Origin of the sequence: Phreatobacter sp. (genome assembly GCF_051860605.1) — a bacterium.
In the GTDB taxonomy this organism is placed as follows: Bacteria; Pseudomonadota; Alphaproteobacteria; order Rhizobiales; family Phreatobacteraceae; genus Phreatobacter.
On the sequence record NZ_JBHYDR010000011.1, the window covers coordinates 61702 to 74728 of the forward strand.

At 67.2% G+C, this 13027-nt stretch carries 15 protein-coding genes; 6 read left to right on the top strand and 9 right to left on the bottom strand.

The genetic code is table 11. The features are described 5' to 3' along the window. Positions 1-3: 3 nt before the first annotated feature. Both trpC and ACTIFS_RS17845 read left to right on the top strand, forming a co-directional pair. The gene (trpC, locus tag ACTIFS_RS17840; RefSeq protein WP_439575475.1) at positions 4-792 is read left to right on the top strand and encodes an indole-3-glycerol phosphate synthase TrpC; all 789 of its coding nucleotides are present in this window, start codon (positions 4-6) and stop codon (positions 790-792) included. 174 nt (positions 793-966) lie between these two features. Next, the gene (locus tag ACTIFS_RS17845) at positions 967-2172 is read left to right on the top strand and encodes a vWA domain-containing protein (RefSeq protein WP_439575476.1); all 1206 of its coding nucleotides are present in this window, start codon (positions 967-969) and stop codon (positions 2170-2172) included. A gap of 102 nt (positions 2173-2274) precedes the next feature. On the opposite strand, the gene ACTIFS_RS17850 is transcribed toward ACTIFS_RS17845, so the two are convergent. Continuing rightward, the gene (locus ACTIFS_RS17850; protein WP_439575477.1) at positions 2275-2631 is read right to left on the bottom strand and encodes a DUF1236 domain-containing protein; all 357 of its coding nucleotides are present in this window, start codon (positions 2629-2631) and stop codon (positions 2275-2277) included. A gap of 323 nt (positions 2632-2954) precedes the next feature. On the opposite strand from ACTIFS_RS17850, the gene ACTIFS_RS17855 reads away from it, so the two are divergent. Further along, positions 2955-3965: a TerC family protein gene (locus ACTIFS_RS17855; RefSeq protein ID WP_439575478.1), complete on the top strand. Its 1011-nt coding sequence runs from the start codon at positions 2955-2957 to the stop codon at positions 3963-3965. A gap of 44 nt (positions 3966-4009) precedes the next feature. Here ACTIFS_RS17855 and ACTIFS_RS17860 read toward each other — a convergent pair whose 3' ends face one another. Then, positions 4010-4348: a phasin family protein gene (locus ACTIFS_RS17860; protein WP_439575479.1), complete on the bottom strand. Its 339-nt coding sequence runs from the start codon at positions 4346-4348 to the stop codon at positions 4010-4012. Positions 4349-4735: 387 nt separating this feature from the next. Between ACTIFS_RS17860 and ACTIFS_RS17865 the strand changes: the two genes are divergently transcribed. Beyond that, positions 4736-6328, top strand: a complete 1593-nt coding sequence (locus tag ACTIFS_RS17865) for a serine hydrolase (protein WP_439575480.1) — start codon at positions 4736-4738, stop codon at positions 6326-6328. A gap of 35 nt (positions 6329-6363) precedes the next feature. Here the strand turns inward: ACTIFS_RS17865 and ACTIFS_RS17870 are convergent, their stop codons facing one another. Beyond that, positions 6364-7083: a DnaJ domain-containing protein gene (locus ACTIFS_RS17870; RefSeq protein ID WP_439575481.1), complete on the bottom strand. Its 720-nt coding sequence runs from the start codon at positions 7081-7083 to the stop codon at positions 6364-6366. 12 nt (positions 7084-7095) lie between these two features. Then, positions 7096-7842 (bottom strand): VWA domain-containing protein, encoded by a 747-nt coding sequence (locus ACTIFS_RS17875; RefSeq protein ID WP_439575482.1) that lies wholly within the window; start codon positions 7840-7842, stop codon positions 7096-7098. 158 nt (positions 7843-8000) lie between these two features. Between ACTIFS_RS17875 and ACTIFS_RS17880 the strand changes: the two genes are divergently transcribed. Next, the gene (locus tag ACTIFS_RS17880; RefSeq protein ID WP_439575483.1) at positions 8001-9122 is read left to right on the top strand and encodes a Kelch repeat-containing protein; all 1122 of its coding nucleotides are present in this window, start codon (positions 8001-8003) and stop codon (positions 9120-9122) included. Between the two features lie 39 nt (positions 9123-9161). Here ACTIFS_RS17880 and sugE read toward each other — a convergent pair whose 3' ends face one another. The 3 genes from sugE to proS all read right to left on the bottom strand — a co-directional run bounded on the left by sugE (position 9162) and on the right by proS (position 11385). After that, positions 9162-9479 (bottom strand): quaternary ammonium compound efflux SMR transporter SugE, encoded by a 318-nt coding sequence (gene sugE / locus ACTIFS_RS17885; RefSeq protein ID WP_439575484.1) that lies wholly within the window; start codon positions 9477-9479, stop codon positions 9162-9164. A 162-nt stretch (positions 9480-9641) separates the two neighbouring features. Next, positions 9642-10067, bottom strand: coding sequence for a GNAT family N-acetyltransferase (locus ACTIFS_RS17890; protein WP_439575485.1), 426 nt, complete (start codon positions 10065-10067; stop codon positions 9642-9644). After that, positions 10060-11385, bottom strand: a complete 1326-nt coding sequence (gene proS / locus ACTIFS_RS17895) for a proline--tRNA ligase (RefSeq protein WP_439575486.1) — start codon at positions 11383-11385, stop codon at positions 10060-10062. The genes ACTIFS_RS17890 and proS overlap by 8 nt, the downstream gene beginning before the upstream one ends. An 89-nt stretch (positions 11386-11474) precedes the next feature. On the opposite strand from proS, the gene ACTIFS_RS17900 reads away from it, so the two are divergent. Next, a complete protein-coding gene (locus ACTIFS_RS17900; RefSeq protein ID WP_439575487.1) occupies positions 11475-11981 on the top strand; it encodes a GNAT family N-acetyltransferase in 507 nt (168 codons plus the stop codon). 345 nt (positions 11982-12326) lie between these two features. Here ACTIFS_RS17900 and ACTIFS_RS17905 read toward each other — a convergent pair whose 3' ends face one another. Both ACTIFS_RS17905 and mce read right to left on the bottom strand, forming a co-directional pair. Further along, complete coding sequence (locus ACTIFS_RS17905; protein WP_439575488.1) at positions 12327-12599, bottom strand: DUF1467 family protein; 273 nt, start codon at positions 12597-12599, stop codon at positions 12327-12329. Beyond that, entirely contained in the window at positions 12596-13000 is a 405-nt protein-coding gene (gene mce / locus ACTIFS_RS17910) for a methylmalonyl-CoA epimerase (protein WP_439575489.1), read from the bottom strand. Before mce ends, ACTIFS_RS17905 begins: the two co-directional genes overlap by 4 nt. Positions 13001-13027 lie beyond the last annotated feature (27 nt).

Below are 13027 nucleotides of genomic sequence, written 5' to 3' on the forward strand. Positions count from 1 at the left end.
ACCATGGTCGACGTGCTGAAACGGATCGAGGCCTACAAGCGCGAGGAGATCGCGGCGGCACGGCGCGCGCGGCCGCTGGCCGAGGTCGAGGCGGCCGCAAGGGCCGCCCCGCCGGTGCGGCCGTTTGCGGGCGCGATCCGCGCCAGGCTGGCGGCTGGGCAGACCGCGCTGATCGCCGAGATCAAGAAGGCGAGCCCCTCCAAGGGGCTGATCCGTCCCGACTTCGACCCGCCGGCTCTGGCGCGCGCCTATGAGGCCGGTGGCGCGGCCTGCCTGTCCGTGCTGACCGACACGCCCTCCTTCCAGGGCGCGCCGGAGTTTCTGACGGCAGCCCGCGCGGCCACCGCCCTGCCGGTTCTGCGCAAGGACTTCATGCACGACACCTATCAGGTGGCGGAAGCCCGCGCCTGGGGCGCCGACTGCATCCTGGTCATCATGGCCTCGGTCGACGACGTGCTCGCGGCCGACCTCGTGGCGGCCGCCGGCGACTACGGCATGGATGCGCTGGTGGAGGTGCATGACGAGGCCGAACTCGACCGGGCGCTGCGCCTCGCCTCGCCGCTGGTGGGCATCAACAACCGAGACCTGCGCACCTTCGAGGTTTCGCTGACGACCTGCGAGCGGCTGGCCCCGCGCATCCCGGCCGACCGGATCGTCGTCGGCGAAAGCGGCATCTTCTCACCCGCCGACGTCGCCCGGCTGGCCGGCGCGGGCATCCGCACGCTGCTGGTCGGCGAGAGTCTGATGCGTCAGGATGACGTTGCGGCAGCAACGAGGGTCCTCCTGACGTAACGCCAGCTCACGTAAGGTCCCCTTCCCTAGTGCCAGCACGCGAATTCGCAGTTTGCTGGTAAACGAAGGCTAAATGACGTCCCGTTTATCTTATCTTAATTGAATCTCGTCGGATTCCGGTTGCTTATCAGCTCGTCTCTATTCTCGATCCCGGTCGCAGAACAGGGGCACCTCATGCTGAGTCTTTTTCGTCAGTTCCAAAAGGATCGACGGGGCGCAATCGCAGTGGCATTTGCCGTCGCGATGTATCCGATCATGATGATGATCTGTGCGGCTGTGGATCTCAGCCGGCTCAGCCAGCAGCAGGCGCGCCTTCAGGCCGCCCTCGACGCCGCGGCGCTGATGGTCGCCAGGATGGTCGCCGACGGCAAGGCGCCGTCCGACATCAGCACGGTCGCCCGCAAATATGTCGAGGGCAACGTCAACCCGACCGAGATGTTCAATCTCCAGATCGGCGCCGTCATCGAAGGCGGCGTCGTGCGGGTCAGCGGCTCGGGCACGATCAACCCGATGATGGCCAACATCCTGACCGGCTCGCACCTGTCGATCGCCGGCAAGGCCGGCGCGGTGTGGCGGACCAAGAAGATCGACCTGGTGCTGGTGCTCGACAATACCGGCTCGATGTCCTCCTCCGGCAAGATGACCGCGCTGAAGAGCGCCGCCAAAAACCTGGTCGACATGCTGGCCTCGGTCGCCACCCGTCCCGATGCCGTGCGCATCGGCATCGTTCCCTTCGACACGCAGGTACGGGTGGGAACCACCTACCGGAACGAGAGCTGGCTGACCTATTCCGGCTCGGGAACCAATTCCAGCAGCTGGACCGGCTGCGTGACCGACCGCGACCAGAGCCATGACGTGGCCGACACCACGCCGACCACGGCGGTGGCCGCCACACTGTTTCCGGCGCGCAACTGCACCAAGACGTCGCTCGCCGCGATCATGCCGCTGACCACCGACTGGACGGCGCTCAAGGGCCGCATCGATGCCATGAACCCGTCCGGCAACACCAATGTCACCATCGGCCTTGCCTGGGGCCTGCACATGCTGACCCCCTCGCAGCCGCTGACCAATGCCCGCACGCTGGCCCAGGAGCCGGACCTGGAGCGGATCATCATCCTGCTGACCGATGGCGACAACACCCAGAACCGCTGGTCGACCAATGGCACGTCGATCGACGCGCGCACGGATCTGGCCTGCACCAACACCAAAGCCAACGGCATCCGGCTCTATACGATCCGCGTGATCAACGGAGACGCGGCGCTGCTGCGCCGCTGCGCCAGCCAGACGACCATGTACTACGACGTCCAGTCGGCGGCCGACCTTGGACCGGTGTTCCAGCGCATCGCGGCGGAGATCGGCAACCTGCGGCTGTCCAACTAGCGCCGACCGGCTCAGCAGGCAGGCGTTCAAGGCCGCTCGAGAAAAGCGAAATGCCGCCGCACCGGAGTGCGGCGGCATCATCACGAGACGTTCGGTTCGTGATTACTGCTGCATGATGTAGACAACGCGCCGGTCGGCCGGGTCCACGAGATACATCTGGTTCCCGACCACGACGTAGCGATAGGGCGCGTCGACCGTCTGCGGGAACGTGTTCAGCTCGACGGCCGGCGGCACCATGGCCCCGCGCGACATGGTCATGCCGTCGGGCAGCACGACCGCGCGCGGACGCTCCGTCGTCCAGAAGTTGCGGATCACCTCCATGCGCGCGTTCGGGATGGAGCCGGTGGTCTGCGCAGCCGACGGGTTGGGGCGAGAGCCGGTCGTATCGGCCGGACCCTGGGCCCATGCGCCACCTGAAAGAGCGACGATGAAGGCTGATGCGATGATGGTTTTCTTCATGAAATTCTCCAATACACGTTTGCCCCTTCGCCTGTGAATCCAACGTCTGCCAGGCCGGATCGTTCCGGAACCGATCAGGGTGCCGCGCCTTTTGCCGGACCGCGTCGCGCCTCGTGTTCGCCCCCAGCCATCCTCACGACCACGTCATCGCGGCGGTCTTGACTTTTCGGCGCCGTTTGGAGAAAGGACACGGGCGGGCCGGGCCCCTCTGACGACGACACAGTCGTGATGTCGGACCGCATCGGGTGATCTCGATGCCGGGTCCGAAGCAAGTTCCAAGCTGGAATCGGCGTTGAACACCCTCGAACACGAGAGGGTTCTTCATGCTTCCCATCGACCTGATGCTGGTCCTCGACCAGCCGTTCCTCGGCAAGCCCGCCTGGATGTGGCTCGCCTTCCTGACCATCGTCGGCCTGCTGCTCGCCTTCGATCTCGGCGTGCTCAATCGCGGACGCCGCGAGATCGGCGTGCGCGAGAGCCTCATGCTCTCCGGCTTCTACATCGTGCTGGGTCTGGCCTTCGGCGCATTCATCTGGACCTGGCTCGGCCGCCAGTCCGGCGTGGAATATCTGACCGGCTTCCTCCTGGAAAAGAGCCTGGCGCTCGACAATATCTTCGTCATCGCCACCATCTTCGCCTTCTTCGCCATTCCGCGCGAGTACCAGCACAGGGTGCTGTTCTGGGGCATTCTCGGCGTGATCGTGCTGCGCGGGATCATGATCGGCGTCGGCGCCACGCTGGTGGCGAGCCATGCGTGGATTCTCTACATCTTCGCCGGCTTCCTGGTGCTCACCGGCCTGAAAATGCTGTTCTGGGGCGAGAGCGAGCACGAACTCGCCGACAACCCGCTGCTGCGTTTTCTCAAGGGGCGGATGCGGGTGACGGACCGGCTGCACGGCGACCGCTTCTTCGTGCGGCTTGCCGACAGCAAGACCGGCCGCGCCGCGCTGTTCGCGACGCCGCTGTTCCTGGCGCTGGTCATGATCGAGGTGGCGGACGTGATCTTCGCGGTCGATTCCGTGCCGGCGATCTTCGCCATCACCACCGATCCCTACATTGTCTACACGTCCAACATCTTCGCGATCCTCGGCCTTCGCGCGCTCTATTTCGCGCTGGCCGCCATCATCCACCGCTTCCAGTACCTGAAGCAGGCGCTGGCGGTGCTGCTGGTGTTCATCGGCGGCAAGGTCTTTGCCTCCGACCTTCTGGGCATCGACAAGGTGCCGGCGGAGTTTTCGCTGGCCGTGACGATCAGCATTCTCGGTGCCGGTGTCGCCTTCTCGCTGTGGCGGTCACGGAACCAGGCAAACGTCGAGGCCCGGCAGGCGGGCTGATCGGGCTCAGAAGCGGGTCCGGCTGCAAAGCCGGGCCCGCCCCCTCATTCGGCAGCGGGTCGCGTGACGGCCATCGGCTGGAAGGGCGCGGCCATCGCCGTGACGATCTGCGACTGGAGTTCCGCCATGCGGGTCCAGCGCATGACGGCGGTCTCGACCGCGCCGCGCGCATAGTCCGACTGAAGCGCCACGAGAGCGTCGAGAGACCGCACGGCGGCCATCTTTTCGACCGTCGTTGCCGCCTCCTCCACTGATCGCTTCATCGCCTCGGCCGTTTCGGTCACCAGGCTCCGATAGCTGGCGGTTGTGGCTGTCGCGCTCTGCACCATCACGTCGAGCCGCTCGCGCCCGAGCCGCTGAAGATCGTCCACCGACTGCGCCATTGGGTCCCCCTCTCGACGCCCGGCGGTCCGGGCGGGTCGCCCGGTAACCTTTCTGCCGCATTGCGCCAGTCCGGGAGTGTGCGTCGCACAATGAGCGTCGTCAACGACCTGCATGCGCCTCGCCAGATTTGGCCGAACAGAGAGGCTCGACGTTTAACGTCCTGGCAACCGCTTCAAGTTACCGTCTTTTTCAACGTTCCCGCCTCGGTGGGGACGGCGTGCCGAGTACGGCTGCGTATCGCCGAAGTGGTGTTGCGTCGCCGGCGGCCTTCGGGCCGTCGGTCGTCCCCCTGAGGTTGATGCCGCCCCACCCGGCCGCGGGGACAGGGACGCGCACCGGATGCCAGGACGGCCCCGGACGCATGCGGTTGAGTCAGGGGTGTTGGAATGGCGACGATGAACGGCGCCGGCCGGACCGAAGGGTTGCGCCGGACGCAGAAGGTCGCATGCTGGATGGCCGCGCTGGCGGTCATGTCGCTTACCGCAACCGACACCGAGGCCAGGCCGCGCCGACACGGCGGCTATGCGCCGGCCTATGCGGCGATCGTGATCGACGCCAAGACCGGCCAGACGCTGCATGCCGAAAGCGCCGATTCCATGCGCTTTCCAGCCTCGATCACCAAGGTCATGACACTCTATCTGCTGTTCGAGCAGATCGAATCCGGCCGCCTGTCGTTGCAGTCGCCGCTCTCCGTGTCGGCCGAAGCCGCCCGGCAGCCGCCCTCCAAGGTCGGCGTGCGGCCCGGATCGACCATCACGGTCGAGGAGGCGATCCGCGCCCTCGTCACCAAATCGGCCAATGACGTCGCCGTGGTCATCGCCGAGAACATCGGCGGCAGCGAGGAACGCTTTGCCCAGATCATGACGCGGCGCGCCCGTGCGATCGGCATGTCGCGGACCACCTTCCGCAACGCCTCCGGTCTTCCGGACGCCGGGCAGATGACGACGGCCCGCGATCTCGCAACCCTCGGCCGGGCCATCCAGGACCACTTTCCGCGCCAATGGCGCTATTTCCAGACTTATTCGTTCGCCTATCGCGGAGTGAACTATCGCAATCACAACCGGCTGCTCGGCCGGGTGGCCGGGGTCGACGGCATCAAGACCGGCTATATCCGCGCCTCGGGCTTCAACCTTCTCACCTCGGCGCGTCGCGGCGAGCGCCAGCTCGTCGCCGTCGTCATGGGCGGCCGCACGGGCGGCGCCCGCGATGCCCGCATGCGCCAACTGATCGAGCTGCAGTTCCCCCGTGCCTATGCGGGGGCCCGCACCGCGCCGGTCATCGCCCGCGCCAGCGAACCGGCGCAGGTAGCACAGGCCCGTCCGCCGATGCGCATCACCGCCTCGGCCCAGGTCCCCGTCCCCGGCCGCCGGGAGCAGGTGACCGCGCCACTGCCGATCTCGCCGCCGGCCGCGGCCACACCCATGGCCGTCGCCGTCGTTGCTGCCGGCCAGACCCGCGGCGGCGCCTCGACGGGCGCCTCGGCGGCCGCTCCAGCCACCGCCAGCGCCCAGCCGCATCGCCAGATCATACGGGCCGAACAGGCGCCGGCGCCCGTTGCGGCCGCCACGCTGGCTGCCCGCTCCGTGCCCGCTCCGGCGCCGGGCAATCCCAATCCGAGCCCCGGCGTGCTCGGTCAGATCAACGCCTCGCAGCTGACAACCGCATCCGTGTCGCCGCGCGCGGTGCCGACCCCCGTGGTGGCGCCTGCCCCGGCCGCCGACACGACGCGCCGCCGCGGCGAATGGTCGATCCAGATCGGCGCCTTCCCGACCGAGCAGGCGGCCGTCGCCACGCTCCGGGAAGCGCGCGAGACGGGCGTTCGCCAGCTCGGCGCTGCCGATCCCTATACCGAAACGGTCGAAGCCCGCGGCATGACCCTGGTCCGCGCCCGCTTCGCAGGGTTCGACCGCACGGCGGCCGATGCCGCCTGCCGGGCCCTGAAGAGCCGCGACTTCGACTGCATGGTCATCCGCAACTGACGGATGACAGAGACCAACCCCGGATGGAAATGCGTTCAGGAGTTCCGGCGATGGCGATCCAGCAGAACATCCTTGGCCTGGTTGACGCGCGAAGCGAGCCAGGTGGAGCCGCCCTGGTCGGGGTGCAGCTTCTTCATCAGCGAGCGGTGCGCGCCGCGGATGGCCTCCTCGTCCGCCCCCGCCTCAAGGCCAAGGATCTGGTAGGCCTCCTCTTCCGTCATCGCGCCCGAAGCCGCAGGGCCGGCCTGCCGCGCACCCGCATTGCCCTGAGCGTGTTCACGCCAGGTGGGCTCCCGGCGGTCAAGATAAGCCTCTAGGAGCTGGGCGCTCTCCGCGTCGATCTCGGCGAAGGCCTGGATCAGCCGCGGTACGGGGAGTTGCTCAAGCGTCTGGCCGGCCAGAGAGCCGGCAAGAAACCGCCCGGTCATCTGACCCGTGTCGATGTCCAGTTCCATCTCGATGAAGGTGGAGCGGACCTTCGAGGTCTGACGCGGCGTGCGCTGGCCCGCCTGTCCCCAGCCGCCGAGCATGGACTGTCCGGGCACGATGCCGAGCAGCGTGGCCCCCGCCAGAAAGGCCGGCAGGGCCAGTTCCCAGCGCCCGCGGGCCAGCAGCAGGATGCCGAAGGCGATGACGGCGATGCCCCCCAGCCGGCGCATCTGCTTCGACAGCCAGCGGGGATTGGCGCTGATCACCTGATTGAGGACACCGGAAAAGACGATGAGCGCGATCAGGCCGGCGATGAAATAGGTCATGGCCGCGGCCTATCACGTCATCCGGCCGAGCAGCAATTGCGCCCCGCGCGACCCGCGCGCCGAAGCGTCGGTCAGGGCCAACCGTCCGCCCGAGGCGAAGATCGCCACGGCCTTCAGCAAGTCCGCCAGCTGTGCCGCAGCCCCCGGGTCGAACCGCACATGGGCGCCGCGCGTGATGCGGGCGATTTCGGCAAAGCCCGTGGACGCAGCCGGATCGCCGCCCTCCTGGAACAGGAAGACCGGGATGTTCGCGAAGGCGAGCTTGCCCGCCTTGCCGCACAGCATGTCGAGGCTCTCTTCCATGGCGTCGCCGACAAAGACGACGGCGTGGATGCGCTTGTCGGCGGCCTCCTCCATGGCATGGTCGAGCACGCGCCCGATCTGGGTCTGGCCGCCGAGGCAACTGACCTTCCGCATCAACTCCTTCAGGCGGGCCGAATCGGCGATCCAGCCGGAGGCGCGGCACTCGCCGACACCCCGGAAGAAGACGAGCTGGATATCCAGCATTCCGACGCTGGCGGCGGCATTGAACATCTCGCCCTGGATCTCCTGGGCCATCGACCAGGTCGGCTCCCGGCTGGCGGTGGCGTCCAGCGCGAAGATCAGCCGGCCGCGCTCGCCGGCCACCTTGGGCGGGCCGACGGCTGCAGCCCGCTTCAGGAAGCTGGAAATGTCGGCCGCGCCGGAGACGCCGACGGTTCGTCCGGTGCGGGCATCGATCACGCCTGGCGTCGAGGGTCTGGAAGTCTTGTCGCTCATGCCCCCAATCTGGCGCCCCCGGACGGGATTGCAAGCCATTCGCGTGCCGCAGGGCTCATCCGCTTCACGCCCGCGTGACATTGCCCGGTCCCGGCTTGCCGGCTGGCGGATCGGCGCTAGCCTTCACGTTGCGTCACGATCTTGCTGGGAGAGCGCCGGTGAACACCATCCTTTCGCGCCGCCTGATGGTCACGGGCGGCATCGCCGTCGTCTCCGGTCCCGCGCTCGCGCAGAACCCGCATGCCCAGCATGGGCCACACTCGTCCCACGGGCCGCATCAGCACCGCCAGGGCCAGTTCGAGCGGCTGAACGCGCCTGGCCGGGTCGACCTGCCCGAAATCCATCACCAGCAGGCCGATGTGACGAGCCCGGTGCCGCAGGCGCCCAATCCCGGCCGCTGGGTGCCGAAGGCGCCGCTGCCCATTCCGCGCACGGAAATGGCCTGGGCGGTCGGCCGCGAGGGCCGGATGCACCTCGTCGGCGGCTATGCCGAGCAGCGGGTCGACCGGCCGTATCACCATGTCTATGACCCGGCCAATGACAGCTGGATCACCGCTGCCGAGGTGCCGCGCGGCGCCAACCATGTCGGCGTCGCTGTGGCAGGCCAGCGGCTCTATGCCATCGGCGGCTTCATCGAGCAGAACCGCACGCCGCATGCCGAATGTTTCGTCTGGGGGGTGGAGGGCGACCGCTGGTCGGCGATCCGTCCCCTGCCCGAAGCCTGCGGCGCCATTGCCTGCACGACGATCGGCGAGCGCATCCATGCCATCGGCGGCGCCACGGGCAACACGTTCGCCACCCGCAAATCGATCGACTGGCACCTGGTCTATGATCCGAAGGACGACCGGTGGACGCGCGTGGCCCCCATGCCGCTCGGCCGCGACCATACCGGCATCGTCACCGTCGAGGGCCTGATCCACCTGATCGGTGGACGGGTCGATTCCTTCCATACCAATTCGGTGCTGCACCACGTCTACGATCCGCGCGAGGACCGCTGGACCGCGCGCAACCACATGCCGACGGCCCGGTCCGGCCACGGCGCCGTGCTATTCCGCGGACGCATCTTCTGCATGGGTGGCGAGGGCTGGAACCGCGTCTATGGGCAGAACGAGGCCTATGATCTGGCCGCCGATCGCTGGGAGGCCTATGCCCCGATGCTGACGCCCCGCCACGGCATGGGCGCCGTGGCCATTGGCGATGCGATCTATGTGGCAGGCGGCGGACCCCAGATGGGCGGCGGCGTGAAGAGCGCCATCCACGAGGCCTTCATGCTCTCATGATACATGAGATCATCGGCATAAATCTCTGGTTTTGCTCACTCAAGGCGTGACGACCTTGAGTCCGACAATGCCCATGACAATGAGGCCGATACAGGCGAGCCGCAGGACGTGGGTGCTCTCGCCGAACAGCGCGATGCCGAGGACCACCGTTCCGACAGTTCCGATGCCGGTCCAGATGGCATAGGCCGTGCCGAGCGGCAGCGACTTGAGCGCGAGGCCGAGCAGGAAGAGGCTCACCGCCATGCTGGCGACCGTCAGCGCGGTCGGCATGGGCCTCGTGAAGCCGTCGGTGAACTTCAGGCCGACCGCCCAGCCGATCTCGAACAGGCCGGCGAGAACGAGATAGATCCATGCCATGTCAGACCCTCCATCATGGCGGGGTCGTCCCCGCTGGCCATGATCAGAAGGTCCGGGCCGTCCCGGATCGCAAGCAGGATGTGGGACACGAGCGGCCCGTCGCAAGGCATGCGTGCCCTGCCGCGGTCGCATCTGAAGGCCGAGGCGCCCTGCTCGGCCGGCTCACAGTTCATACTGGTAGAACGCCACCCTTTCGTCCTCCACCGGCTCCAGCGCGCGGTAGAGGGCGCGGGCGGGACCGTTGTCCGTCTCGGTCGCGACCCAGGCCTCCTCGCAGCCGCGCTGCAGCCCGATCTCGAAGATGGCCTCCATGAGCCTGCGCCCGATCCCGCGGCGCTGCCGGCCCGGCGTGACGCCCAGATTATCGATGTAGAGTTCGTCCGGCATGTCGGGATGGTGGTGGATCACGCCGGCGACCTGGCCAACCACCTCATCCCCTTCGAGAGCGAGCACCATGATGTGGTCGGGCCGGGCGAGATAGGCCGCCAGGCGCTCCGGCACCACCGGCCCGTCAAAGACGTCCGGGGCGATGCGGCCAAACAGGTGAGCGTCGGCCGGACCGACGACGCGGATCACGAAGTCAGCCACCGGTGATCCGTTCGACGAGATCGCCAGCCGCCAGCATCTCGCGCTCGCCGGTGGCGCGCACCTTCAGTTCCACCTTGCCCTCGGCCAGGCTGCGCGGCCCCACCATGACCTGGAACGGGATGCCGATCAGATCGGCGGTGGCGAATTTCGCGCCGGGACGGTCGTCACGGTCGTCGTAGAGCACGTCGATGCCGGCGGCGCCGAGCGAACGATAGAGCCCTTCGCAGGCCGAATCGCAGGCGCTGTCGCCCTGCTTCAGGTTGAGCAGCGCTACCGTGAAGGGAGCGACCTCCGTCGGCCACCGGATGCCGGCCTCGTCATGGCACGCCTCGACGATGGCGGCGACCACGCGCGTCGGGCCGATTCCGTAGGAGCCCATATGGACCGGCACAGGCTTGCCGTCGGGCCCCTGCACGGTCGCGCCCATGGGGTCGGAATATTTGGTGCCGAAATAGAAGATGTGACCGACCTCAATGCCGCGCGCCGAGACGCGCGAGGCCTCGGGAATGGCGTTGTAGGCCGCCTCGTCGTGCATCTCGGAGGTCGCCGCATAGAGCGAGGTCCATTTGGCGACGCTCGCCTTGAGGCCCTCGACATCGTCGAAATCGGTGTCGGCCGGCGGCACCGGGAAGTCGAGATAATCCTTGTGGCAGAAGACCTCGGACTCGCCCGTATCGGCGAGAATGATGAACTCGTGGCTGAGGTCGCCGCCGATCGGGCCGGTATCGGCGCGCATGGGAATGGACTTCAGCCCGAACCGTTCGAAGGTCCTGAGATAGGCGACGAACATGCGGTTGTAGGCATGGACGGCGCCCGCCTGGTCGAGGTCGAAGGAATAGGCATCCTTCATCAGGAACTCGCGCGAGCGCATGGTGCCGAAGCGTGGCCGCACCTCGTCCCGGAACTTCCACTGCATGTGATAAAGGTTCAGCGGCAGGTCCTTGTAGCTCTTCACATAGGCCCGGAAGATCTCGGTGATCATCTCCTCGTTCGTCGGGCCGAACAGCATCTCGCGATCATGCCGGTCGCGGATGCGCAGCATCTCCTTGCCATAGGCGTCATAGCGGCCGCTCTCGCGCCACAGATCCGCCGACTGGATGGTCGGCATCAGCAGTTCGATGGCGCCGGAACGGTCCTGCTCCTCGCGGATGACCTGCTCGACCTTGCGCAGCACGCGGTACCCGAGCGGCAGCCAGGCATAGATGCCGGCGCTCTCCTGGCGGACCATGCCTGCCCTGAGCATGAGGCGGTGGGAGACGATCTCGGCTTCCTTGGGCGTCTCGCGCAGGATAGGCAGGAAGTAACGGCTGAGACGCATCGAGGGTCCTCTGGTCGCGGTCTGTGCGCGGCCCGGTTCAGGCGGCCGCGGGTGGCGGACTTGACCCGGTTTTGGCGCGGGAAGCAAGCATGGCAGGCGCAATGATGAAGGATCCCGATGCACCGGCGCCCATCACGATCCGGCTCTACCGGCCCGATGATCTGGACGCCCTGATCGGCCTGTTCCGGCGGGCGGTGAGGAACAATGCCCCCCGCCACTACACCGCCCGGCAGGTGGAGGCCTGGGCGCCCGACACCGTTGATCGGGACGGCTGGGCGGAGCGGCGGGCGAGCCGCCCGACCTTCATTGCGGAGATAGATGGCGAGGTGGCCGGCTTCTCCGACCTGATGGCGGACGGGCATATCGACATGCTGTTCGTCGAGCCGCGCTTCCAGGGTCGCGGCGTCGCGCGCGCCCTGCTCGGCCGCGTGGAGGCGGAGGCCCGGAGCGGCGGGATGTCCGGGCTGACGACCGATGCGAGCCTTGCGGCACGGCCGGTTTTCCAACGCCACGGCTTCACCGTCGTGATGATGCGGGCCATTCCGGCGCGCGGCGAAGTGCTGACCAATTTCCGGATGGCCAAGGCGCTGGCGTGACCGCGACGGTCAGGCCCTTGAACAGTCCGGCGATGCTACCAGGCTGGCCAAAAAGGAAAGGCGGGATCAAAGACCCCGCCCCCCGAAGGTATGCTCTGGAGATCGCCGTCGCGAGCGAGCGCGCCACACGTCTCCCATTTTATGAGCCGTCGGCGTCGTTCCGATGAACGCGCCGTCCTTGGTGGTCTTCCTCCCAAGACCTGAGCCGCCTTGACCTTGGCTTCGTTGTGCGCCGGTCTGTTTCTTGCAGCATGCGGACGCTAGACGACATAAAATGCTTTGTCATCAAGTTGGGCAGCAGCTGGCCAAAAAAAGTGCAGCTCAAGCCATCCGGATGAATACGGATCAGACGGCGGGGCCGCGCAGGAACGCCGGCAGGTCTTCGAGCGTGATGTAACCGGTGACGTAATTGGCGTAGTAGAGGCCGAAGATGACCCCCGAAACGAGCGTGGTCCACAGCACCTTCGCCGCCAGACCCGGACGAGAAGGAGCGCCGCCATCGCTGCCGGGAACCACCGCGCCCGCTTCGATCTGGGAGCGGATTCCGAAGGGCAGGATGGCGAACAGCGTGAGCCACCAGATGATGAAGTAGATCGCCAGGGCTGCGGGCAGCGTCATGCCTGTTCGAGCTCCACCAGCGTGCCGTTGAAGTCCTTCGGATGGAGGAACAGCACGGGCTTGTCATGGGCGCCGATCTTCGGCTCGCCGTCGCCGAGGATACGCGCGCCCTGCGCCTTCAGATGATCCCGGGCGGCGATGATGTCGTCGACCTCGTAGCAGACATGGTGGATGCCGCCGTCCGGGTTCTTGTCGAGAAACCGCGCGATCGGGCTGTCGGCGCCGAGCGGCTGGAGGAACTCGATCTTGGTGTTGGGCAGTTCGACGAAGACGACGGTGACGCCATGGGCCGGCTGGTCGACGGGGGCGGTCACTCTGGCGCCCAGCGTGTCGCGATAGAGCGCACTGGCGGCGGCGATGTCGCGCACGGCAATGGCAACGTGGTTGAGGCGTCCGATCATGGCTGCGGTCTCCGTCCGGGAACGCTG

Coding starts and splice junctions, on each gene's coding strand:
- proS (WP_439575486.1), bottom strand. CDS start 11,385: ATGCGTCTCAGCCGTTACTTCCTGCCTATCCTGCGCGAGACGCCCAAG.
- ACTIFS_RS17865 (WP_439575480.1), top strand. CDS start 4,736: ATGGCGACGATGAACGGCGCCGGCCGGACCGAAGGGTTGCGCCGGACG.
- ACTIFS_RS17850 (WP_439575477.1), bottom strand. CDS start 2,631: ATGAAGAAAACCATCATCGCATCAGCCTTCATCGTCGCTCTTTCAGGT.
- ACTIFS_RS17845 (WP_439575476.1), top strand. CDS start 967: ATGCTGAGTCTTTTTCGTCAGTTCCAAAAGGATCGACGGGGCGCAATC.
- ACTIFS_RS17870 (WP_439575481.1), bottom strand. CDS start 7,083: ATGACCTATTTCATCGCCGGCCTGATCGCGCTCATCGTCTTTTCCGGT.
- ACTIFS_RS17900 (WP_439575487.1), top strand. CDS start 11,475: ATGGCAGGCGCAATGATGAAGGATCCCGATGCACCGGCGCCCATCACG.
- ACTIFS_RS17875 (WP_439575482.1), bottom strand. CDS start 7,842: ATGAGCGACAAGACTTCCAGACCCTCGACGCCAGGCGTGATCGATGCC.
- trpC (WP_439575475.1), top strand. CDS start 4: ATGGTCGACGTGCTGAAACGGATCGAGGCCTACAAGCGCGAGGAGATC.
- ACTIFS_RS17860 (WP_439575479.1), bottom strand. CDS start 4,348: ATGGCGCAGTCGGTGGACGATCTTCAGCGGCTCGGGCGCGAGCGGCTC.
- mce (WP_439575489.1), bottom strand. CDS start 13,000: ATGATCGGACGCCTCAACCACGTTGCCATTGCCGTGCGCGACATCGCC.
- sugE (WP_439575484.1), bottom strand. CDS start 9,479: ATGGCATGGATCTATCTCGTTCTCGCCGGCCTGTTCGAGATCGGCTGG.
- ACTIFS_RS17855 (WP_439575478.1), top strand. CDS start 2,955: ATGCTTCCCATCGACCTGATGCTGGTCCTCGACCAGCCGTTCCTCGGC.
- ACTIFS_RS17905 (WP_439575488.1), bottom strand. CDS start 12,599: ATGACGCTGCCCGCAGCCCTGGCGATCTACTTCATCATCTGGTGGCTC.